The sequence below is a fragment of the Bradyrhizobium sp. BR 1433 genome (assembly GCF_051547665.1).
Taxonomy (GTDB): domain Bacteria; phylum Pseudomonadota; class Alphaproteobacteria; order Rhizobiales; family Xanthobacteraceae; genus Bradyrhizobium; species Bradyrhizobium australafricanum.
Genome location: NZ_JBPUGG010000001.1, coordinates 2,708,116 through 2,728,890, shown reverse-complemented (window position 1 = coordinate 2,728,890; position 20,775 = coordinate 2,708,116). Strand labels below are relative to the sequence as shown.

The window sequence follows — 20,775 nt, the reverse complement described above, 5'->3', positions numbered from 1 at the left end:
TCGAGCAGAACGCATGATTCGTAATCACCGGAGCGAGCGACCCTAGAGCAACTCAGGAGTGTCGAATGACGAGTGAGACGAAGAAACATGACGCCGGCGCCAACTCAACTTGCGGTGCCTCGAACATTGATCGCCGGGCCGTGCTGCTCGGCACGTCATCGCTTGCTGCCACGGCGGCACTGACGTCACAGGCTCTCGCGCAAGCCCAGAAAGCCGCGCCCGCTGCGGCGCCGGCCGGTGGCCGCAAGCCGAACATCCTCGTGATCTTCGGCGACGACATCGGCATCCCGCAGATCAGCGCCTACACCATGGGCATGATGGGATATCGCACGCCCAACATCGACCGGATCGCGCGCGAGGGGGCCATCTTCACCGATGCCTACGGTCAGCAAAGCTGCACGGCCGGACGTGCGTCGTTCATCCTGGGACAGGAGCCGTTCCGCACCGGACTTCTCACGATCGGCATGCCGGGCGATCCCCACGGCATCCAGGACTGGATGCCGACCATCGCCGATGCCTTGAAAACCCAGGGCTATGCCACGGGTCAGTTCGGCAAGAACCATCTCGGCGACCGCGACGAGCATTTGCCGACCAAGCACGGCTTCGATGAATTTTTCGGCAATCTCTATCATCTGAACGCCGAGGAGGAGCCGGAGGGCTACTTCTATCCGAAGGATCCGAACTTCCGGAAGCAATATGGTCCGCGCGGGGTCATCAAGGCGACGGCGGACGGGAAGATCGAGGACACCGGCCCGCTAAACACCGCGCGGATGCCGACGGTGGATGAGGAATTTCTGGGGGCGCCAAGGACTTCATCGGCCGCCAGGCCAAGGCAAATCGGCCGTTCTTCTGCTGGTTCAACTCGACCCGCATGCACGTCTTCACCCACTTGAAGCAGGCATCGCTTGGCAAGACCGGCAAGGGTATCCATGCGGACGGAATGGTCGAGCATGACGGGATGGTTGGCGAACTGCTTCAGCAGCTCGACGATCTCGGCATCGCAGACAACACGATTGTCGTCTACACCACTGACAACGGCGCAGAAATCGCGTTGTGGCCCGATGGCGCCATGACGCCGTTCCACGGCGAGAAGGGAACGACGTGGGAAGGCGGCATGCGCATCCCGATGATGGTGCGCTGGCCGGGCGTCGTGAAACCGGGCACGCAATACAACGAGATCATTTCGCTGATCGACTGGTTCCCGACCCTGTGCGCCGCGGCCGGAATCCCGGACGTCAAGGAAAAGATGAAGACCGGATTTGCGGGCGCAGGCGGCAAGACCTTCAAGGTTCATCTCGACGGCTACAACTTCATGCCTTTCTTCAAGGGAGATGCAAAGGAGCCGCCTCGCGATGCGATCTACTATTTCGACCAGGGCGGCAATCTCAATGCCATCAGGTGGAACGACTGGAAGCTGAGCTTTGCCTCATCAAAAGGGAACATCGCAACCGGCACACGTGAGGTCACCGCATGGTCACTGATCACCAATCTGCGCATGGATCCTTATGAGCGCGGCCTGGAGGAAGGCGGTGAGGCGATAAAATTCCTCGCCCAGAACATGTGGTTGATCGTGCCCGTGCAGGGAAAGGTCAAGGAGTTCTTCGCCGATTTTGATCAGTTCCCCTACCAGGAAGGCAGCTCGCTCAACGCGGCCGGCATCAACTACGGCTTGCTCCGGCAGCAAGCCGCCTTGAAGCGGCTGAACGAGCTCGAGCGCATGAAGCCTCAGTGATGCAGGAAGAGTAACGGACAGAAGGAGGGAAAGTGCGATGATGGTTCGGTTCACAGCTGCACTGCTTGCGTATCTTGCGGCCATCTCCGTTGCGATGGCGCAGCCGGCCGATCCGTTGCCGTCATGGAACGACGGTGCGGCGAAATCGGCGATTGTCGATTTCGTCGCGCGCGTCACGGCGCAAGGCGGGCGGGATTTCGTACCGCCCGCCGAACGCATCGCGACGTTCGACAATGACGGCACGCTCTGGACCGAGCAGCCGTTCTACTTCCAGCTCGCCTTCGCGTTCGACCGCGTCAAGGCGATGGCGCCGGAGCATCCGAACTGGAAGACGCGGCAACCCTTCAAGGCGCTTCTCGAGAAGGACAGCAAGGCGCTGGCCGCGAGCGGCGAGAAGGGCCTCTTGCAGATCGTGATGGCGACGCATGCCGGCATGACCACCGATGCGTTCGCAGATCTGGTGCGCGACTGGCTCGCGACCGCGAGGCATCCGCGCTTCAACCGGCCGTACGACAGCCTGGTCTACCAGCCGATGCTGGAGCTACTGGCCTATCTCAGGGCCAACGGCTTCAAGACCTTTGTCGTCTCCGGCGGCGGGGTCGAATTCATGCGACCATGGATGGAGCGGGTCTACGGCATCCCGCCGGAGCAGGTGGTCGGCTCGTCCGGCGTGGTGAAATTCCAGATCGGCGCCGACGGCAAGCCCGTGCTGATGAAAGAAGCCAAGGTCGAGTTCATCGATGACGGCCCGGGCAAGCCGGTCGGCATCAACCGGTTCATCGGCCGCCGTCCGATTTTCGCATTCGGCAACTCGGATGGCGACCTGCAGATGCTGCAATGGACCGTGGCGGGATCGGGCGCGCGTTTTGCCGGTATCGTGCATCATACGGATGCGGTTCGTGAATATGCCTACGACCGGCAATCCAGGATCGGCAAGCTCGACAAGGCGCTGGATGCCGCCAGCGCGGGCGGCTGGACTGTGGTGGACATGAAGCAGGACTGGAAGGATATCTTTCCACCCCTGGCCACAGCTGGTGCCGCGAAGGAGGCGAAGCCATGAGCGGCTACGACATCTTCGCCTGGATCGTGCTCGTCATCCTGATCGCGAGCGCGATCGGCGTGTTCTGCATCGCCGGCTGGCTGCCCGGGCACATCGCGAAATCGCGCAATCACCCCTATGCGCAGGCCGTGATGGTCGCCGGCTGGATCACCCTGATCTGCGGCTTCGCGCTGTGGCCGATCGCGTTCATCTGGGCCTATGTCGATGTGCCGGCGCCCCGACGGGCGGGAGATGCGTGATGGGTGTCGCGATCTTCAACGTCTATCTGGTGTTGCTGTTCCTCTTGGTGCATTTCAAGATCGTGCGCTTCAACCTGTTCTGGAAGGCGTCTCCCTTCATCGTGCTGGTGCTGCTGCTGTTCGGCCTGCTGGTGCCGATGGGCTGGGGCGCGCCGCAGGGCTCGGCGCTGGTCGTGCGCAACGCCGTGTCGATCGTGCCTGACGTCGCGGGCGAGGTGACCGAGGTGCCCGTCGTCGCCAACGTGCCGCTGAAGGCCGGCGACGTCCTCTTCAAGATTGATCCGACGCCTTACGATGCGCAGGTCAAGGCGATCACGGCGCAGCTCAAGCTGTCGAAGACACGGCTGGCGCAGATGACGACGCTCTATGAGCGCGATGCGGGACGTGGCTTCGACGTCGAGCAGCGGCAGTCCGAGGTCGATCAGCTCAGCGGCCAGCTCGAGGCCGCGCAGTGGAACAGCGACAAGACGGTGGTCCGCGCGCCGGCCGACGGCTACGTCACCAACCTTGCGCTGCGCAAGGGCGCGCGGGTCGCGAACCTGCCGCTGTCGCCGGTGATGGCGTTCATCGACACCTCGAACACCATCATAGGCGTCGAGATCAACCAGATCGATGCGCGCTACGTTGCGCCCGGGCAGGAGGTCGAGGTGACCTTCAAGTTTGCGCCCGGGCAGATTTACTCAGGGAAGGTCGAAAGCGTGCTGCAGGCGGTCGCGACCGGCCAGGCCACGACCTCGGGCACCGCCGTTGCGCCGAAGGCGATCGAGGCTGTGCCCTTCGTGGTGCGCGTCAAGCTCGATGATGCCGCCTTCGCCAACCGCCTGCCGGCCGGCTCGACCGGAACGGCGGCGATCTACACCGACCATCTGAAGCCGACCCATGTCGTGCGCCGCGTGATCCTGCGGCAGCTCGCGATCGTCAATTATGTGAATCCGTTTTGAGCGATGGAGATTATCATGAAGCCATTGATCGCCGGAGGAGTTGCACTGATGATGGCGACCGTATCGGCGTACGCCCAAACGCCGTCCAGCGACGATCTCAATCGCCGTCTGATCGAGCGCCGCGCCGTTGAAGCCGTGATCTGGGGCATTCCCGCGGTCAATACCGACCTGATGCGGCAGGAGATGCTGACCAGGACGCCGGGCAAGGTGGGGCAGGTGATCTATTGGGGGCGTCCGCTTGATTGGCACAATCAGACGCTGACACCGAATCCGGACGCGCTGTACTTCATGACGTTCTTCGACACGCGGAATGGTCCGATCGTGCTCGATCTCCCTCCTGGCGATGCGAACGGATCGTTCAACGGCAATATCGTCACGGTATGGCAGATGCCGCTCGAGGATGCCGGCCTGCTCGGCGTCGACAAGGGCGCCGGTGGCAAGTTCCTGATTCTGCCACCGGGCTACAACGGTCCAAAGCCCGAAGGCTACATCGTGCTGCAGTCCGATACGTTCGGCGGCTACATGCTTTTGCGCTCCAACCTCAAGAGCCACGGCGACGCCGACGTCCAGGCGGCGATCGCCTACGGCAGGCGCATGAAGGTCTATCCCCTGGCGCAGGCGGCCAGCCCGCCGGCGACCGTGTTCAGCGACGTGAAGGACGTCGACTTCGATTCCACCATTCGCTACGACGCGGCTTTCTTCGAGCATCTGAACCGGATCGTACAGGACGAGCCGTGGATCGACCGGGATCGGGTGATGATCGATAGCCTGAGGTCGATCGGCATCGAGAAAGGAAAGCCGTTCGCTCCGTCCGAGGCGATGAAGACGGTGCTTGCTGCGGCGGCGAAGGAGGCGGGTGCGTGGCTGGCGGCGAAATACGACGCCGGCCTGCCGCCGTTCTTCTCCGAGACCAGCCGCTGGACGTTCCCGGCGCCGCCGGACGTCGTCAAGGCCTACGCTGATGGGTTCGCCGATCCGAACGCATACCCGACCGACAGCCGCGCGCTCGGTTACAGCTACGCCTATATCGGCATCAAGCGCCTGGGCGCCGGTCAGTTCTATGCGATCTCGATTCGCGACAAGGCGGGCGATGCTTTCGACGGCAGCAAGACATATCGCCTCAACGTTCCGGCCAATGTTCCGGTCGAACAATACTGGTCGGTGACCGCCTACGATCGCGAGACCCATGCCCTGATCAAGAACGTCGCTCGGGCCAGCCGGTCCTCGCAAATCCCCGACCTGCAGAAGAACCCCGATGGTTCAGTCGACATCTATATCGGGCCCGCGGCGCCGAGCGGGAAGGAAACCAACTGGCTGCCGACCGACCCCGCGCGGAAGTTCGAGCTGATGGCGCGCTTCTACGCGCCAAAGAAGGAGTTTTTCGACAAGGTGTGGAAGCTGCCCGATGTGGAAAAGATCAATGCCACGGTCGGAAATGGAGCGAAGCAGTGAAGTTCAGATATCTGTTGACCGGTGTCCTTTGCCTCGCGGGCCAGAGCACATCGCTCGCGCAATCGCCGGTGCCTGTCACGGTGGACAATTTTGCCCGTGCCGAGTCCGACCTCTATTTCGGCAACGCCGTCAAGGATGCGAGTGGGACCGGCAAGCTCTTCCACCGCCGCGAGCCGATGTCGATCGACAAGCAGGCGGTGATCCGGGCGAATCGCGATACGCTTTACTCGTCGGGTGTGTTCGACCTCGATGCCGGCCCGGTGACCATTACGCTGCCGGATGCAGGTAAACGCTTCCGCTCGCTGATGGCGATCAATGAGGATCACTATGTGATCCGCAAGATCGAATATCACGCGGGTAGCTTCACCTACGACAAGGCGAAGGCCGGAACGCGTTACATGCTGCTCGCTTTGCGCACGCTGGTCGATCCCAACGACCCAAAGGACGTCGCTCAGGTTCACGCGCTGCAAGACGCGATCAAGATCAGCCAGAAGGCTTCCGGCAAGTTCGAGGTGCCGAATTGGGACCAGGCCAGCCAGAAGAGCATCCGCGATGCGCTTTTGGTGTTGAATGACCATACCGGCGGCTTCGCCCGCGCGTTCGGAGCCAAGGGGCAGGTCGACCCGGTGAGGCACTTGATCGGCACCGCCGCCGGCTGGGGCGGCAATCCCGACAAGGACGCCACCTATCTGAGCGTCACGCCCGCCAAAAACGACGGCACGACGGTCTACAAGCTGACCGTCCGCGACGTCCCGGTCGACGCGTTCTGGTCGATCAGCGTTTACAATGCCAAGGGATACTTCGAGAAGAATCCCTATGACGCCTACACGCTGAACAACATCACGGCAAAGAAGTCCGCTGATGGCTCGATCGCGGTCCAGTTCTGCGGCTGCGACGGCAAGCTCCCGAATTGCCTGCCGACCATGAAGGGCTCGAACTACACGGTCCGGCTCTACCGGCCGCGTGCGGAAATCTTGAACGGCAAATGGAAGTTCCCGGAGGCGCAGGCGGTCAACTGAAGCGCGCGCGAATCCGCTACGATGGCCTGAACGAAGTGGGGAGATCAGGATGAGGATGGTCAGAAATCACAGGTGCGCCGCACTGGGCATAGTTGCCGCACTCGCACTGTCCGCAGCGCCGCGCGCGGCATTGGCCGACGCCGGCGGGGTCAGCTTCTGGCTGCCCGGCGCGTTCGCGAGCCTGACCGCGGCGCCGGCCATGCCGGGCTGGGCGTATGAGACGATCTACATTCACCTCGACCAAAGCGCCAACGCGGGCAAGAATTTCGTCATCGGCAACCGCGTGCCCGGATCGGTCGTGGCCGGTCTCAACGCGCATGCGGACGTTCTCGTGGAAGGGTTCACCTATACCTGGGCCCAGTCGGTCCTTGGCGGACAGGCGGCGGTCACCTTTCTTGCCGCGCCCGGAAATGTCGGCGTCGGGGTTGACGCGACGCTGACCGGGCCGCGGGGCAATACGGTCTCGGGCGTCGCAACCGATAACCGCAACACGGTCTCCGATGTCTTCTACCAGGGCACGCTGAAATGGAATCAGGGTGTCAACAACGAGATGGTCTACATCTTCGGCAACATCCCGAGCGGGACCTATGACAGCAGCCGCCTCGCCAATCTCAGCTTCGGATTCACCGCGATCGATGTCGGCGGCGCCTATACCTATCTCAATCCGGAAACCGGCCAGGAGTTCTCGGTGCTGGCGGGCGTCACCTACAATGGAATGAACAAGGATCTGCAGTACCAGAACGGCATCGACTTCCACGTCGACTGGGGACTTTCGAAGTTCGTCGCCAAGAATGTGCATGTCGGTGTCGCCGGCTACTATTTCCAGCAGCTCACCGGAGACAGCGGTGCCGGCGCGAAGCTCGGTGATTTCAAGGGACGCGTCGCCGGCATCGGCCCGCAGGTCGGATTCATCTTTCCGGTGGCTGACGGCTATCAGGGCTATCTGAACCTTCGTGGCTACAAGGATTTTGCCGCCGAGAACCGGCCCGAGGGGTGGACGGCCTGGGTGACGTTCCAGCTCTCGCCTGCCGCGCCGGCTACTACGCCGACGAAGCCGATCGTGCGCAAATATTAGCGGAGGCGAACGACGAGCTCGATGAGTGATGCGCGCGAGACCGGCCGGGGCCGGTTCGTATCGGCTTCCGTACCTCGATCATCACGGTGGTCATCGCCGCGGTGCTGGTGGTCGGACTGACGCTGGTCTATCTCAGTTTCAGGCGGGTCTCGTCGATCACGCAGATGGCCGCGAGCACCTTCATCGACAAGGTGGGGCAAATCGGCGCCGATCGCATCGACGCGCAGTTCAAGAATGTGCGCGACAGCCTCGAGATCCTGGCAGGAATTCCGGCCATCCAGGAGGCCGACGTCGCCGATAATGTCAGGCTCTACGCGCTGCTGGCCTCGATGCTGCGCAACAATCCGCAGATCTTCAACCTCTATGTCGGGTACGAAGACGGCTCCTTCCTTGAGATGGACGTCATCGATCGCGCCAAGCCGCAATTCCGCACGGCGCTGAATGTCGCCGCCGACGCCGTCTACCGCGTCGTCGTCATTGCCCGCTCCGGGGCGGCCGCCGCGGCACCTTTGACGCTGTTCCTGTCGGAAAACCTGACCCAGGTCGCGAAGGTGGCGGGGCCGCACAGCTACGACCCGCGGCAGCGTCCCTGGTATGTCGATGCCCTCAAGGATCGCAAGACGCTGCTCACCGGGCCCTATGTGTTCTACGCGACCGGGGAGCCCGGCTACACGCTGCGTACGCCGCTCAGGGAGGGCCGCCGCGGGGTGGTGGCCGCCGATCTGCTGCTCAATCGCCTCGAGGAGATGCTGAGCCGGCAAAAGCTCGGAAAATCCGGGCTGGCCTTCCTGTTCAACGACGCCGACCGCATCGTCGGCCATCCCGAGATGCGCGAGCTGATGACAGAACGCAGCGACGCATTGCCCCGGATCGACGTCCTCAAGCTTCCCGGCCTGTCCGCGGCGATCCAGGCCTGGCGCACCGACGGGCTCGCCCAGCAGTTCTTCACCGATGCCGACGGACGGACCCTCGTCGCGGCCTTTCACCGCATCGAGACGGCCGGTGCGGCCAACATCCACCTCGCGGTGGTCGCCCCGCTCGACGAGTTTTTCGCCAAGATCATCTCGGAGCGGCGCGCCCTGTTCGCCGTCGCGCTCGGCTTTGTGATCGCGATGCTGCCGTTCGCGTTCTGGCTCGGCTCGCTGCTCGCCCGATCGCTGCGCGAGCTGGCGCGGCAGACCGATGAGATCCAGCGCTTTCAGCTCGCCGACCGGCCGCGGATGCAATCGGCCATCGACGAGATCGATGAACTGGGCCGCTCGGTGTTTACGATGCGCACCGTCGTACGCAACTTCTCGAGCTTCATTCCGCAGCCGATCGTCCGTCAGCTGATGCAGTCCGGAGCCTCGCTGCAGCTCGGCGGCATCAGGCGCGAGGTCACGGTTCTCTTCACCGACGTCGCCGACTTCACCGCGAAGACCGAGAAGGCGGACCCCTCGCAGGTCATGATCTTCACCTCGCGTTATTTCGCCGCGATGTCGGAAGCGATCATGAAGCACCATGGCACCATCGACAAGTTCATCGGCGACGCGGTGATGGCGCTGTGGAACGCGCCGGACGAGGATCCCGATCACGTCGTTCATGCCTGCGAGGCCGTGCTGGACTGCGTTCAGCGCAACGCCGAGCTTAACCGCGCCTTCCGCAGCGAAGGCTGGCCGGCCTATGGCACGCGGTTCGGCCTGCATCTCGGCGATGCCGTGGTCGGCAATGTCGGCTCCGCCGCCCGCATGAGCTACACCGCGCTCGGCGCCACCATCAATCTGGCCTCGCGTCTCGAAGGCCTCAACAAGAACTACGGCACGCAGGTCCTGGTGAGCGCAGCCGTGAAGGCGCGTGCCGAACACAAATTCGCGTTCCGCAGCGTCGACCAGATCCGGCCGAAGGGCTTTGCCGACGCGATCACGGTCTACGAGCTGTGCGGCGAACGCGGCGATTCAGAGCTGACGTTCTGCGCGCGCTGGGAAGCCGTCTACAGTTCGATCCGGTACGCGGAGCCCGCCGCGGCGGCGCTGCGCATTGCCGATTTCCTGATCGAGTACCCCTGGGACAGCGTCGCGCAGTACCATGCTGAACGGCTGCGCAATGCAGTTCAGCAACCGCCGCTTGATCTACCCGTGCACTGAGACGCAGGGTGAGGAATTTTGATCCGACCCTCGATCTTTCAGGACCGCTTGGGTCATCGGTCCGGATCGCGCGATCGCCGATGCGATCACTTCAGCCGCTCCGCTGCGGGGGTGCAACGCCGGTGGCTAGGCCGCCATCAGTTGCTCAAGCGCAACAGCCTGCTCACGGGTCTGGAATGCGATGGCGGTGTGGGTAAAGCCCGACGATGCCTGGGTCTGCGCGATGTGATTGAGGACCTCGTTGCCCTTGACCACGTGAAGATCCATTCCCTGGCCGGCCGGGAAAATGCCGAGAACGACGTCGTAGGCCTCGATGATGGCCTTCAAGGCGCCACCCTTGTCTTCCGACGCATCGATAAAGATACGAACATCCGCGGCGATACTACGAAGTTCGTCAAAGTCGATCACTGGAAGTCTCCCATACGCAACTCACTGGTCGATCCTAGCTACAACTTGCTTACTGAAACATAAATTACGCGGGTTCCTCACCGGACAAGTGTCGCTAGGCGCCGGTCGGCGGCCTCCGCTTCGCAATGCGTTTGACCGGCGCATGGGCCGGCACGGCGTTCGAGGTCTGGTCGGCCATGTGGGGAATGCGGTGCTCGATATGCGCCACGACCCGGAAGAAGCTCTCCAGCGCCTTGGCGTCGAGACCGGCCGTGAGGTTGCTGTGCCGGCGCAGGATTTCATCCAGACTGCGGTCGAGCAGCGCCACGCCCTGCGATGTCAGCCGGATCTCGGTCCGGTTCCGGGCGCTGCCTCGCACCGGCGTCAGCTCGATCAGGCCCTTTTTCTTCAGCGAGGTTGTCTCGCGGCTGACGACGGCCTTGTCCAGTTGCGCATTGGTCCAGATGTCGTAGGCGCTTGCCGGCTCATGCTCCCTGAGAAAGGACAGCACCCGCCATTCCGCGAGCGACACGCCGTAGGCCTGCGGGAAGAAGGCATTGGCATTGGCGCGCAACTTCGCGACCAGGCTGGACAGCACCGTGGGCACATAGCGCTCGAAATCGATCACCAGTTCCGAGCGCGCATCCTCTTGCGCGGCGCGGCGCGGGGCAGGGGTCTTGGTACGGTTGGTGGCGGTCCGACTGCTCATTCTTTCACGAGTTGGGTGCGTGCGATCAAGACCAACGTCGCCGCGACCAGGAGAACGCCTGTTACCACGAGGAATCCGATGGTGAAACTGCCCGAGGCGTCCTTGGCGCGTCCGATCACGATCGGGATGGTGGCGCCTCCGATGCTGCCGATGGTGCTGACCAGGCCGATCGCGCCAGGCGCGCTCTGCCGCGACATGTAGGACTGGGGAATGGTCCAGAACACGGCCTGCGTACCATAGACACCGACATTGGCAACCATGAATCCGATGATGATCCAAACCGGCGATGTTGAAAAGGCCGCTATCGCGAAGCCGGCCGCCGCGATCACGAAGGTCATGGCAGCATAATAGAAGCGCTCACCGACATGGTCGGAGTGCCGCGACAACGCGATCATGCCGATCAGGCCGGCGACGGGCGGGATCGCGGTCACGAAACCGACCTGTGAATTCGGCAGCCCGAACGACTTGATGATTTGCGGCAGCCAGGGAAACAGCGAAGCCAGGCCACAGAACAGGCCGAAATTGCACAGGCCGAACAGCAGCACCATCGGCTTGGTGATGGTCCGGAGCACGCCTTCGGCATGCACCACCCCGGTCGCCTTGGCGTCGCGCTCCAGCGCGCTGGTCAGCCAGTTGCGCTGCGCCGTCGACAGCCAGCTCGCCTGCTGTGGGCGGTCGGTCAGATAGAAGATGCCGACGATTCCGAGAATGACGGGCGGCAGGCCTTCGAGGATGAACAGCCATTTCCAGCCCGAGATGCCGAACACCCCGTTCAGCTCGAGGATCGCGCCGGAGATCAGCGAGGCGAAGATATAGGAGATCGGCACCGCATAGTTGAACATCGCGTTGTAGCGGGCGCGGTACTTGAACGGAAACCAGAGGCTCAGCAGCAGCATCACGCCGGGAAACAGGCCGGACTCGGCAAAGCCGAGGAAGCCGCGGAATGCATAGAGGCTGAGCGGGCCCTGCGTGAATGCCATCAGCATCGTGGCGATGCCCCACAGGATCGCGATCCGCGTCAGCGTGACGCGCGCGCCGTATTTGCTGAGGATGAGATTGCTCGGGATCTCGAAGATGGAATAGGTGAAGTACATGATACCGACCGCGATGCCGAACATCTCGGCGTTGAGCCCGAGCTCCTTGTTCATCTGCAGCGCGGCAAAGGAGATGTTTCCGCGGTCGAGAATGGCGAGGAAGTACATCGCCATGACGAACCACATCAGGCGCAGCGCGACCTTGCGGATTGTGGTGCGTTCGATCTGCGGATCGGCGGTCGCTATCGCCGCCTTGTCCATCACGACTTCGGTCATCCCTGTTTCCCCCGAATTATTGATTTTTGATGGTTCAGTTATGCGGGCAGGCAGACTTCGAGCCTGTCGCCCGCCACGCGTACCGGATAGGTCCGGATGTCGATCTCGACCGGACTGGTCAGCGCCTCGCCGGTTCGGATATCGAAGCGGCCCATGTGCAGCGGGCATTCGATTTCGCAGCCCTCCAGAATGCCGTCGGACAGCAGTGCCTCCGCATGCGTGCAGATGTTGCTCGTGGCGTAGTATTCATTGCCGACGCGATAGAGCGCGACGTGGTGGCGGCCGATTTCGATGCCGTACGGCTCGCCTTCGTTCAGCGCGCTGAGTGCGGCCGCTTCGTGCCAGGTTCCCTGATCGTCCGTCATGTGCCCTCTCAAATGCTGTAAAAATCGAGCACGGTCGGGACGCGGTCGTTGACCAGCGTGATGACCTTGCGCGCGATCTTCCAGGTCTCGCCGTCACGCCGCAGCGTATGCTCATAGCGCCCGTGCCGCAGATGCTCCTTGGCCACGCGCGGGTCGTAGACGTGGACCGAGAACACCGAACGGCAGGTGATCTGATCAGCGCCGGTTTCCGACGCTTCCAGGTTCGAGATCTGGTGCACGGTGCGTGGCAGCGGCAGCGCGGTGATCGATTTGCGCGACTCGATTCGCGCGACCCGCTCTTCCAGCCCGCGCCGCGCATCGTGGTAGAGCAACGAGACCTGCGTGTCGGGATCATTGGTGGTGGTGTACTCGTCGAGCCACGCCGGCACCCAATAGACTGCATCCTCGCTGTACATCGCGACCCAGTCGGCCCATTCGCCGGCGTCGAGCAGGCGGGCCTCGCGAAAGATGACCGCGGCCGCGACCGCGTGGGCGTCGGTTTGCCTGATTGCGTCGGCCGCCATCACGCCGTCTCCCCGGCGGCATGCTGCAACAGCCTGCGCCACTCACGATACCCGGGATGGAAATTCGTCTCGCCGCCGAAGCTGGCGGGGCCGAACGACCATTCGGTTGGGGTGATGCCGAGCTCTCGCGTGTGCGCGCTCTCGCCATGGCCGACTTCCGCGACGCCGCGCAGATAACCTTGCGTGGGCGCGGCGGTTGTCGCGTCGTAGCCGGTCTGGCAAAACTCGTACATGACGTTGTCGTCCGAGCTTGCCAGCCCGGAGGCATTGAAGAAGTCTTCGTAGTTGCGAATACGAAGCGTGCGCGCCGCGGCGCTTTCGCCGACCGGAGCAAGGCAATGCGACACCATCTCGGTCTTGTCGGGTGCCAGCGGCCGCCAGGTTCGCACCTGCGCCGACAGGATGTCGATGACCTGCAGGTTCGGAAAAATCGTGAGGTTGCGCTGGCGCAGCATCCATTTGGCGCGGGCGCTGCCGACGCGCTGCCGCACCGCGTCGAGACGCGCCGGATCCATGCCGAGCGGCCGGCCATAGAGCTGCGTGCGCTTGATCGACCAGTTGACGGCGTGGCCGTAATCGAAGCTGAAGCTGCCTTGCCCTTCCTGCTCGCCTTCCGGCTCCGCAGTGAATCCAGCATCCGGTCCGGCGCTTGCATTGCGCTTCTTCAGGATGTCGACGTAGGAGCTGTGCGTGGTCGCGAAGTGATAGTAGTCGAGACCGTTCTCGAACTGCAGCTTCCAGTTTCCATCGAACGTGTAGGTGCTGGCGCCCGGCACGAATTCGACCTCACCGCTGTCGCTCTGATCGATGATGAGGTCGAGGAACGCGCGGGTGTCGCCGAGAAATTCCTCCAGCGGGGGACGTCGGCCGAGAGGCTCGCGAACAGGAACCCGCGATACGAGCCAAGCCGGGCGACCGGAAGAAGGTCGTGATTGCTGTTCGAGAAGGACGGCGGATACTGCCCGCTCGCTTCCTCCGTCACGGAGACGTTGCGCCCGCCCGAGTCGTAGGCCCAGCCATGATAGCGGCAGACATGGAATTTCTGCCGGCCCTGCTTGAACGGGCAGACGATCGTTCCGCGATGCCGGCAGGTATTGAGGAAGGCGCCGACTTTGCCCTCAGTGCTCCGCATCACCAGAATGGGATGCCGGCCGATATGAGTGGTGACGAAGTCGTTGGGACGGGCGACCTGGGATTCCAGGCCGATGAAATTCCACGTGGCCTCGAAGATATATCGCAGCTCGGCGTCGAACACGTCCGGATCGGTGAAGATCCGGCGATCGACTTCGAAGATGCGTTCGCCGGGGCGGTCGTCGATGAGCCGGGAAATCTCGCTCAGCCTTGCTGCATGGGTCTGCGAAGCAGCGTTCATAACGTCCTCCCTTCGACTAACCGCCGGCCGTGCAAAGTCGCCCGCAGAGCCGCGTCACGGCTCGCGTCTTTTCACGGCGGGAACAGTCGGCTTGATCGCCAATCTTGGAATGACTCTATAGTTGTCATGACAACTATGGTCAAGTCGGATTGGTCGATCGGAAAGTCGGATCCGGACGCAACGGATGCGGCCCGTGCGTCGGGCTACAGCGAGGAATGAGCAGACCGCTTGCGTGGAGCGGCGGGTTTAGCTCTTGCGCGCCGGTGCGGTCAGGATAATTCCCGCGTCGATCAAAGCGCGGCAGATTTTCTTCAGCGCGGCAATCGCCTCACGCGTGGCCCGGCTCACGGGCCGTCCGCGCGGCAGCGCCAGCACGCGCTCGGCGCGCATCCACGGCAACAGCGCCGCCGACAACACGCCGGCAGCCACCTCCTGGTGAATGCCGGAGAATGGTAGCAGCGCGTAGCCGAGGCCAGATGCCACCATGCGTTTCATCGGTGTGCTGTTATCGACCCGCACCGCGCAGAGCATGGTCGACGGGAATGGGTTGCGGCTGAGCGGGGCCACCGCGGACGGCAGGGCGTCGAATTCCTTGCGGGTCAGCCGGCCGCGCTTCAGCAGCGGATCGCGCGACGGCCCGATCAGGAACACCTGCTCGACGACCAGCGTTTCATAGTCGAGATGGTCGTTGGGCGAGGGCGTCGTCACGATCGCCAGATCGAGCTCACCCCGCAGCAGGCGTTCGGACGCGTTTTCGGTCAGGCCCTCGCTCAGCTCGAGTCGCACGCGTGGAAATTGCGTCACGAAGGCCTGGGCCAGCGGCGGGTAGAGGATATCGCCGAGGCTCGGGGGCGCGCCGATCCGCACCGTACCGCTGGGCTCGCGGTTTTCCGTGCGCACCTCGGCCTTGATGTCGTCGATGGTGCCGAGCAGCCAGCGCCCCCGCGCGAGCAGCACCTTGCCGGATTCCGTGACCGAGACACCGCGCGCGCCGCGTTCGAGCAAGGCGCCGCCCAATTCGTCCTCGAGTTCCTTGACGTGGCGGCTGAGTGCCGACTGGGCGACGTTCAGCGTGCTCGCTGCGGCGGCAAAGCCGCCACGCTCGGCGACGGCGACGAAATAGCGGATCTGCCGAAGGTCCATGACGGGCACTCCATCTCAAATCGAGATGGATACCATATCAAACATATTCTTGTGAGATACCAAAAAAGGAGCAGTCTCCTCGCAACGATCAAACGGAGGAGAGACGAGGATGGGCATCGCCACCGATGAGGCACGCCAGACGTCCGTATTCATTGCCGGCGGCGGGCCGGTCGGCCTTGCGATGTCGCTGCTGCTCGATCGCTTCGGCATCGACTGCGTGGTGGTCGAGAAGAGCCCGACGACGACGGATCATCCCAAGTCGCGCGGCTGCTGGGTCCGCACCATGGAGATCTTCCGGCAATGGGGGATCGAGCAGGCGATCCGCGACCGCGGCCTGCAGGACAATTCCGACATGTTCGTGTTCCTCGACAGCATCGCGGGACACGAGTTCGGCCGCACCCGGCCCGAACCGAATGTCGGCCATACGCCCGCCTGGAAGAGCCTGGTCGCCCAGGACGCCGTCGAGGAGGAAATCCTGCGGGTGGTCGAGAAGTCCAAACACGCCACGGTGCTGTTCAACACGTCCTGTGAATTGTTCGAGGAGACCAACAGCGGCGTCAACGTCACGACACGGTGCGAAAAGACCGGCGAGGTGACCCATTGGACGGCGACTTACCTGATCGCCGCCGATGGTGCAGGCAGCCAGACGCGGCGCAGCGCCGGGATCGAGATGGTCGGGCCCTCGACGCTGGCGGTGATGTCGAACGAGTATTGGCGTGCCGATCTGTCGCGGCTGCCGATCGCGCGCGAGGCCGCAGGCTTCATCATCGTCCCGGACAAGCCCGACCTGCCGCGCGCCGGCATCCTGAACACCAATGGCCGCGATCGCTGGCTGACGGTGACGCAAATCGGCCTGACCAAGGACGATCGCGAGCGGCCGTGGACCGACCAGGAGTTCATCGAGATCGCGCGCGGCCATGTCGGCATTCCCGATCTCGATGTCACGCTTTTGAACCGCTCGATCTGGCGCGTCAGCATGCAGGTGGCCGAGACCTTTCGAAAGGGCCGGGTGTTTCTGGTCGGCGACTGCGCACACCGCTTTCCGCCGACCGGCGGTTTCGGCCTGAACTCCGGCGTTCAGGACGCGCATAACCTCGCGTGGAAACTGGCCTTCGTGCTGAAGGGCTTTGCGAACGAAAAGCTGTTCGACAGCTATTCCAGCGAGCGACGTCCGATCGCGCAATCCAATGCCAATTTCAGCTACGGCAATCGGCTGAGATTCGGGCTGACCGATGACGCCGTGCGATCGCGCGATCCGGACCGGATCAGGTTCTGGATCAACGACATGGACAATCACCTGCACAGCATCGGGCAGAACCTCGGCCACAATTACGAGGAGGGCGCGGTGATCCCCGATGGCACCGTCGCGAAGGCCTTGAACTCCCGCTACTACACGCCGACGGATCGTCCCGGCGCGCGATTTCCGCATATGTGGCTCGAACCTTCGCGCAAGAAATCGACGCTCGACTGGTTCGACAAGCAGTTCACCGTCGTCACGGGGCCGCTCGGCGGCGAGTGGCTGGAGGCGGGGAAGCAGGTGTCGGAGAAGACCGCCTTGCCGCTGTCGCTGAAACAGTTGCCGTCGGCCGATCCGGCGGACGGATTCCAACTGGGCATGCGCGGCGCCGTGCTGGTGCGCCCCGATGGACACGTGGCCTGGCGAATGCCGTGGCTGCCGTCGGATCCGGCGAAGGAATTGGCCGGCGCGCTTTCAACGCTGCTGCATTAGCGGGGACCCCGATGCAATCGTTCGAATCCAACGGCGTCGTCACGGCGTTTGAGAAAACCGGGCGCGGCGAGCCGATCGTGCTGCTGCATGGCGGCGAGGCCGATCATGCGATGTTCGACGGCCTTGCGCCTGTCCTTGCGGCGAACTTCACGGTGATCGCCTATGACCAGCGCGACTCCGGTGCCACCCGAAACCCTCCGTCGTCCTATTCGCTGGCCGATTTGGCCGACGACGCCGCGGCCTTGGTCGGAGGGCTCGGTTACGATCGTGCCCATGTCTTCGGAACCTCGCTGGGTGGGCAGATCGCGCAGGTGCTGGCGGCCCGTCATCCCGATCGCATCGACCGCCTGATCCTGAGCAGCACCTGGAAGGTCAACAGAAGTCCACTCGACGTCAATGCGGATGTGTTCCGCAAGCTCGCTTCCTGGCGCGCGGATACCATCGCCAATGCGTCGAAGATTGCCGAATTCTTCTTTCCGCCGGCATACCTGCGCACGCGGCCTGAGCTGATCGAGATCTTCCGTGGCTCGAGCCGCGACGAGGGACAGAAGGCGCGCCGCGCCGCCTTGCTTGCGCAGCCTGTCGCCGCCGATCTGACCGGCTTCGATCGCCCGACGCTCTTGCTGGCGGGCAGTGATGACCGGCTGATCCCGAACGCGGAAACATTTGCGCTCGCCCGCGATCTTGCGCGCGTCGAGACGAGGACCATCGCAGGCGTCGGCCATGTCGCGTCGATCCAGGCCCCCGAGCGGGTGGCGGAGGCGGTGACGGCATTTCTGAATTCAAACAAGAAGGCGGCTTGACAACAACAGGGGGAGACCATGGCGGAGCAAACGAGCGCAGTGCCGTTCGACGAAGCGCCGGTAACGACGCGCTATTGGCTATCGATCATCATCTTCGCCGTCACCGGCGTGGTCGATTTCTTCGATTTCTTTGTGGTCGGATTTCTGGTCTCGGTGCTGGCGCCGAAATGGCACCTGACGTTCGGGCAGACCTCGATCATGCTGATGAGCGCCGGCATCGGGGCGATGCTGGGCGCCTTCGTCGCGGGCATCCTCGCGGATCGCTTCGGACGCAAGCCGCTGGCGATATCAGGCGTTATGATTTGCGGCCTGACCTCGGGCGCGATCGCGTTCATTCCGGAAGACGGCTGGGTTGCGTTTGCGATCCTGCGCTTCTTCGTCGGCTTCGGCCTTGCCGCTGGAGCTGCGGCGGCGGTTCCTGCCATCGTCGAATTCGCACCGACCCGCCATCGCACGCTGGTCACGAGTTCTCGTGGTCGTCCCGGTCGCCTTTGGCGTGCTGTCGGCGTCGGTGACGGCGAGCTTCCTGCTGCCGCTGGTCGGCTGGCGCGGATTGGCGGCGGTCGGCTTCTTGCCGATCCTCCTCGGAATTCTGACCATGATCATCATGCCGGAATCGCCGCGCTGGTTGATCAGCAAGGGCCGCGTCCGCGAGGCGCAGGCGAGCATCCGAAAACTCTATCGGATCGGCGGCGATGAGTTTGTTCTGCCCACGCTGCCGCCGGCGAGCCCGGCGACATTTGCCGATCTCTTTGCCGAGCAGCGGCGCTTCTGGCTGACCGTCCTGATCTGGTTCGGCGCCAGCACGGCGAATTACGGCGTGTTCCTGTGGGGGCCGACGATCGTGGCGCTGCTGCTTGGCGTCTCTCCCCAGGATGCAGCCAAGATGTTCATCTATGTCAGCCTCGCCGGCGTGCTCGGCCGGACCGGCTTCGCCTTCCTCGCCCATCGGATCGGGCGCAAGCCCTGCGGCCAGTTGATGGGCTATGGCACCGCGGTGTCGCTGGCGCTCGCCGCCTATTTTCACAACGACTTTGCCGGCTCGGTGCCGCTGTTCCTGGTCTTCCTGATCGTCGGCGCCGTGTTCTTCGATGGCGGATTTTCGAACATCGGGCCCTATCCCGCGGAAATCTTCCCGGTTCAGCTCTCGGGGCGGGCGGTCGGCCTTGCCCAGCTCTCGAATGGGATTCGGCAAGATCGTAGGTCCCCTGTGTCTCGCATTGATCGCCGGTGCGGATAACCTCGTGCATCCAAGTGCGACCGCTGCGGCGGTGTTGCCGGCGTTCTGCTTTCTTGCCAGCGCGGGCCTCCTGATCGGCCTTGCCTTTACGTTCCTCGGCGTCGAGCCGCACGGGCGCCCGGTGGTTCTGTTTGGCGAGAACGCGGGCGCGAGCGCCGCACCGAAATCGCTGGCCGCAAAACCGGCAGCGGGACAGTGAAAGACGAAAGGTCATACCATGGACAACGCTTTCGACACGATCGCAGCGGCGGCGCCGTTCGATACTGCAAAGCTCGATCGGCTGATGGATGAAGCGGGGCTCGATGTCCTGATCGTCACCTCGCGTCACAATGTGCAGTATCTGCTCGGTGGATATCGTTTCTTCTTCTTCGACGTCATGGAGGCGATTGGCACGAGCCGCTATCTGCCGGTGTTCGTCTATCAGAAGGGGCACCCGGAAAATTCCGCCTACATCGGCAACCGCATGGAAAAGTTCGAGCACGCGCTCGGACGGATATGGACGCCGGTTGTCAAGGCGGAGGCGTGGGGAACGATCGATGCGATCGGCCTCGCGATTGATCATGTGAAGAAGCTCGCGGGCGCGGCCAGGCGCGTCGGCATCGAGGCTGGCTTCCTGCCGGCCGACGCCAGGGATCATCTGTATGCCGGCCTTGGCGACGTCGAGTTCCGCGAGGCCCATTTCTCGCTGGAACGTCTGCGTGCCGTAAAGTCTCCGGCCGAACTGGACCGCATCAGAGAGGCTTCCGAACGGGTCGTCGACGCGATGATGGCCACGTTTAAGTGCTGTGCACCGGGCATGACCAAGAACGACGTCGTGGCCCATCTGCGCCGCGAGGAGCAGGAGCGTGATCTGGTCTTCGAATATTGCCTGATTGCCGCGGGCAAGAGCCATAACCGCGCGCCTTCCAGCCAGCGTCTCGAGCAAGGCGACGTGATCTCGATCGATTCCGGCGGAAACTACCGGGGCTACATCGGCGACCTCAGCCGCATGGGCATCCTGGGTGAACCCGACAGCGAGTTGCGCGAGTTGCTGCAGGAAATCGAGGACATCCAGCAGGTGGCCCGCCGCGCGATCCGGCCGGGCGCCATGGGTGGCGACATCATCGCGGCGGGCGAGGCGGCCGTCAAATCTTCCTCGCATCGCGCCGTGCTCGACTTCACCGCCCATGGCATCGGGCTTGTCAGTCACGAAGCGCCGCGCCTCACCGCGACCGGCCCGGTCCCTTACGCGCCGTACGACGCCGACCGGCCGCTCGAATGCGGGATGGTGATCTCGATCGAGACCGCGCTGCTGCATCCGACCCGCGGTTACATCAAGCTCGAGGACACGCTGATCGTCTCCGAAACGGGCTGGGAGGCGCCCGGTGACCATGGCAGGGAATGGAATTCGGCCCGTCCCATGGCCTGAAGCGGTCAGTGCAGGGCGGTATTTTGGCTAAGCCACGGATTCAGCTGCAGCGCTGGAGGCGTTTGGCAATATTCGGAATACTAGAAATGTACCCCTGAGTTGCCCGACGTGTCAAGTGGCTCGGTCGAGTCTGGCCGCCGCCGG

Annotated in this window: 20 protein-coding genes and 2 pseudogenes; 14 read left to right on the top strand and 8 right to left on the bottom strand. The window is 63.4% G+C overall.

Annotated features, from left to right (window positions below; all coding sequences use genetic code 11):
- Positions 1 to 65: 65 nt before the first annotated feature.
- From ACSKB9_RS13620 to ACSKB9_RS13585, 8 genes and pseudogenes are all read left to right on the top strand, one after another.
- Positions 66 to 1,732 (top strand): annotated as a pseudogene (locus ACSKB9_RS13620) (arylsulfatase).
- 37 nt (positions 1,733 to 1,769) lie between these two features.
- Positions 1,770 to 2,792 carry an HAD family hydrolase gene (locus tag ACSKB9_RS13615; protein ID WP_438073717.1) on the top strand — a complete coding sequence of 341 codons (1,023 nt, stop codon included), beginning with the start codon at positions 1,770 to 1,772 and terminating at the stop codon, positions 2,790 to 2,792.
- On the top strand, positions 2,789 to 3,031 hold the full coding sequence (locus ACSKB9_RS13610; RefSeq protein ID WP_438073716.1) for a DUF3302 domain-containing protein: 243 nt from the start codon (positions 2,789 to 2,791) through the stop codon (positions 3,029 to 3,031). Before ACSKB9_RS13615 ends, ACSKB9_RS13610 begins: the two co-directional genes overlap by 4 nt.
- Positions 3,031 to 3,972 carry an HlyD family secretion protein gene (locus ACSKB9_RS13605; RefSeq protein ID WP_438073714.1) on the top strand — a complete coding sequence of 314 codons (942 nt, stop codon included), beginning with the start codon at positions 3,031 to 3,033 and terminating at the stop codon, positions 3,970 to 3,972. Before ACSKB9_RS13610 ends, ACSKB9_RS13605 begins: the two co-directional genes overlap by 1 nt.
- 15 nt (positions 3,973 to 3,987) lie before the next feature.
- Positions 3,988 to 5,424 carry a DUF1254 domain-containing protein gene (locus ACSKB9_RS13600; RefSeq protein ID WP_438073713.1) on the top strand — a complete coding sequence of 479 codons (1,437 nt, stop codon included), beginning with the start codon at positions 3,988 to 3,990 and terminating at the stop codon, positions 5,422 to 5,424.
- Positions 5,421 to 6,443, top strand: a complete 1,023-nt coding sequence (locus ACSKB9_RS13595; protein WP_438073711.1) for a DUF1254 domain-containing protein — start codon at positions 5,421 to 5,423, stop codon at positions 6,441 to 6,443. The genes ACSKB9_RS13600 and ACSKB9_RS13595 overlap by 4 nt, the downstream gene beginning before the upstream one ends.
- Positions 6,444 to 6,492: 49 nt before the next feature.
- Entirely contained in the window at positions 6,493 to 7,518 is a 1,026-nt protein-coding gene (locus ACSKB9_RS13590; protein WP_438073709.1) for a SphA family protein, read from the top strand.
- A gap of 86 nt (positions 7,519 to 7,604) precedes the next feature.
- Positions 7,605 to 9,641, top strand: a complete 2,037-nt coding sequence (locus ACSKB9_RS13585; RefSeq protein WP_438073707.1) for an adenylate/guanylate cyclase domain-containing protein — start codon at positions 7,605 to 7,607, stop codon at positions 9,639 to 9,641.
- 126 nt (positions 9,642 to 9,767) lie between these two features.
- On the opposite strand, the gene ACSKB9_RS13580 is transcribed toward ACSKB9_RS13585, so the two are convergent.
- The 8 genes from ACSKB9_RS13580 to ACSKB9_RS13545 form a co-directional block, all read right to left on the bottom strand.
- Complete coding sequence (locus ACSKB9_RS13580; protein WP_438073705.1) at positions 9,768 to 10,049, bottom strand: hypothetical protein; 282 nt, start codon at positions 10,047 to 10,049, stop codon at positions 9,768 to 9,770.
- 94 nt (positions 10,050 to 10,143) lie between these two features.
- On the bottom strand, positions 10,144 to 10,737 hold the full coding sequence (locus ACSKB9_RS13575; protein ID WP_244978730.1) for a MarR family winged helix-turn-helix transcriptional regulator: 594 nt from the start codon (positions 10,735 to 10,737) through the stop codon (positions 10,144 to 10,146).
- Positions 10,734 to 12,047: an MFS transporter gene (locus ACSKB9_RS13570; RefSeq protein WP_438073704.1), complete on the bottom strand. Its 1,314-nt coding sequence runs from the start codon at positions 12,045 to 12,047 to the stop codon at positions 10,734 to 10,736. Before ACSKB9_RS13570 ends, ACSKB9_RS13575 begins: the two co-directional genes overlap by 4 nt.
- A gap of 38 nt (positions 12,048 to 12,085) precedes the next feature.
- Complete coding sequence (locus ACSKB9_RS13565; protein WP_016846920.1) at positions 12,086 to 12,412, bottom strand: non-heme iron oxygenase ferredoxin subunit; 327 nt, start codon at positions 12,410 to 12,412, stop codon at positions 12,086 to 12,088.
- Between the two features lie 8 nt (positions 12,413 to 12,420).
- Positions 12,421 to 12,936, bottom strand: coding sequence for an aromatic-ring-hydroxylating dioxygenase subunit beta (locus ACSKB9_RS13560; protein WP_438073701.1), 516 nt, complete (start codon positions 12,934 to 12,936; stop codon positions 12,421 to 12,423).
- On the bottom strand, positions 12,936 to 13,712 hold the full coding sequence (locus ACSKB9_RS13555; RefSeq protein WP_438073699.1) for an RHO alpha subunit C-terminal catalytic domain-containing protein: 777 nt from the start codon (positions 13,710 to 13,712) through the stop codon (positions 12,936 to 12,938). The genes ACSKB9_RS13560 and ACSKB9_RS13555 overlap by 1 nt, the downstream gene beginning before the upstream one ends.
- Positions 13,601 to 14,092, bottom strand: a complete 492-nt coding sequence (locus tag ACSKB9_RS13550) for a Rieske 2Fe-2S domain-containing protein (protein WP_438080189.1) — start codon at positions 14,090 to 14,092, stop codon at positions 13,601 to 13,603. The genes ACSKB9_RS13555 and ACSKB9_RS13550 overlap by 112 nt, the downstream gene beginning before the upstream one ends.
- A gap of 462 nt (positions 14,093 to 14,554) precedes the next feature.
- Positions 14,555 to 15,451: a LysR family transcriptional regulator gene (locus tag ACSKB9_RS13545; RefSeq protein WP_438073698.1), complete on the bottom strand. Its 897-nt coding sequence runs from the start codon at positions 15,449 to 15,451 to the stop codon at positions 14,555 to 14,557.
- 109 nt (positions 15,452 to 15,560) lie between these two features.
- Here ACSKB9_RS13545 and ACSKB9_RS13540 point away from each other — a divergent pair, with 109 nt between their 5' ends.
- The 6 genes and pseudogenes from ACSKB9_RS13540 (at position 15,561) to ACSKB9_RS13515 (ending at position 20,631) form a co-directional block, all read left to right on the top strand.
- On the top strand, positions 15,561 to 17,180 hold the full coding sequence (locus ACSKB9_RS13540) for an FAD-dependent monooxygenase (protein ID WP_438073696.1): 1,620 nt from the start codon (positions 15,561 to 15,563) through the stop codon (positions 17,178 to 17,180).
- Positions 17,181 to 17,191: 11 nt separating this feature from the next.
- Entirely contained in the window at positions 17,192 to 17,983 is a 792-nt protein-coding gene (locus ACSKB9_RS13535; RefSeq protein WP_438073694.1) for an alpha/beta fold hydrolase, read from the top strand.
- Positions 17,984 to 18,001: 18 nt separating this feature from the next.
- A pseudogene (locus ACSKB9_RS13530) lies at positions 18,002 to 18,439 on the top strand (MFS transporter); the annotation flags it as partial.
- Between the two features lie 16 nt (positions 18,440 to 18,455).
- A complete protein-coding gene (locus ACSKB9_RS13525) occupies positions 18,456 to 19,223 on the top strand; it encodes an MFS transporter (RefSeq protein WP_438073692.1) in 768 nt (255 codons plus the stop codon).
- The gene (locus ACSKB9_RS13520) at positions 19,204 to 19,422 is read left to right on the top strand and encodes a hypothetical protein (RefSeq protein ID WP_438073691.1); all 219 of its coding nucleotides are present in this window, start codon (positions 19,204 to 19,206) and stop codon (positions 19,420 to 19,422) included. The genes ACSKB9_RS13525 and ACSKB9_RS13520 overlap by 20 nt, the downstream gene beginning before the upstream one ends.
- 18 nt (positions 19,423 to 19,440) lie before the next feature.
- The gene (locus tag ACSKB9_RS13515; RefSeq protein ID WP_438073689.1) at positions 19,441 to 20,631 is read left to right on the top strand and encodes a M24 family metallopeptidase; all 1,191 of its coding nucleotides are present in this window, start codon (positions 19,441 to 19,443) and stop codon (positions 20,629 to 20,631) included.
- Positions 20,632 to 20,775 lie beyond the last annotated feature (144 nt).

Bases quoted from the DNA above. Each gene is read 5' to 3' on its own strand.
- ACSKB9_RS13615 (WP_438073717.1), top strand. From the start codon at position 1,770: ATGATGGTTCGGTTCACAGCTGCACTGCTTGCGTATCTTGCGGCCATC.
- ACSKB9_RS13610 (WP_438073716.1), top strand. From the start codon at position 2,789: ATGAGCGGCTACGACATCTTCGCCTGGATCGTGCTCGTCATCCTGATC.
- ACSKB9_RS13605 (WP_438073714.1), top strand. From the start codon at position 3,031: ATGGGTGTCGCGATCTTCAACGTCTATCTGGTGTTGCTGTTCCTCTTG.
- ACSKB9_RS13600 (WP_438073713.1), top strand. From the start codon at position 3,988: ATGAAGCCATTGATCGCCGGAGGAGTTGCACTGATGATGGCGACCGTA.
- ACSKB9_RS13590 (WP_438073709.1), top strand. From the start codon at position 6,493: ATGAGGATGGTCAGAAATCACAGGTGCGCCGCACTGGGCATAGTTGCC.
- ACSKB9_RS13575 (WP_244978730.1), bottom strand. From the start codon at position 10,737: ATGAGCAGTCGGACCGCCACCAACCGTACCAAGACCCCTGCCCCGCGC.
- ACSKB9_RS13570 (WP_438073704.1), bottom strand. From the start codon at position 12,047: ATGACCGAAGTCGTGATGGACAAGGCGGCGATAGCGACCGCCGATCCG.
- ACSKB9_RS13565 (WP_016846920.1), bottom strand. From the start codon at position 12,412: ATGACGGACGATCAGGGAACCTGGCACGAAGCGGCCGCACTCAGCGCG.
- ACSKB9_RS13560 (WP_438073701.1), bottom strand. From the start codon at position 12,936: ATGGCGGCCGACGCAATCAGGCAAACCGACGCCCACGCGGTCGCGGCC.
- ACSKB9_RS13545 (WP_438073698.1), bottom strand. From the start codon at position 15,451: ATGGACCTTCGGCAGATCCGCTATTTCGTCGCCGTCGCCGAGCGTGGC.
- ACSKB9_RS13540 (WP_438073696.1), top strand. From the start codon at position 15,561: ATGGGCATCGCCACCGATGAGGCACGCCAGACGTCCGTATTCATTGCC.
- ACSKB9_RS13535 (WP_438073694.1), top strand. From the start codon at position 17,192: ATGCAATCGTTCGAATCCAACGGCGTCGTCACGGCGTTTGAGAAAACC.
- ACSKB9_RS13515 (WP_438073689.1), top strand. From the start codon at position 19,441: ATGGACAACGCTTTCGACACGATCGCAGCGGCGGCGCCGTTCGATACT.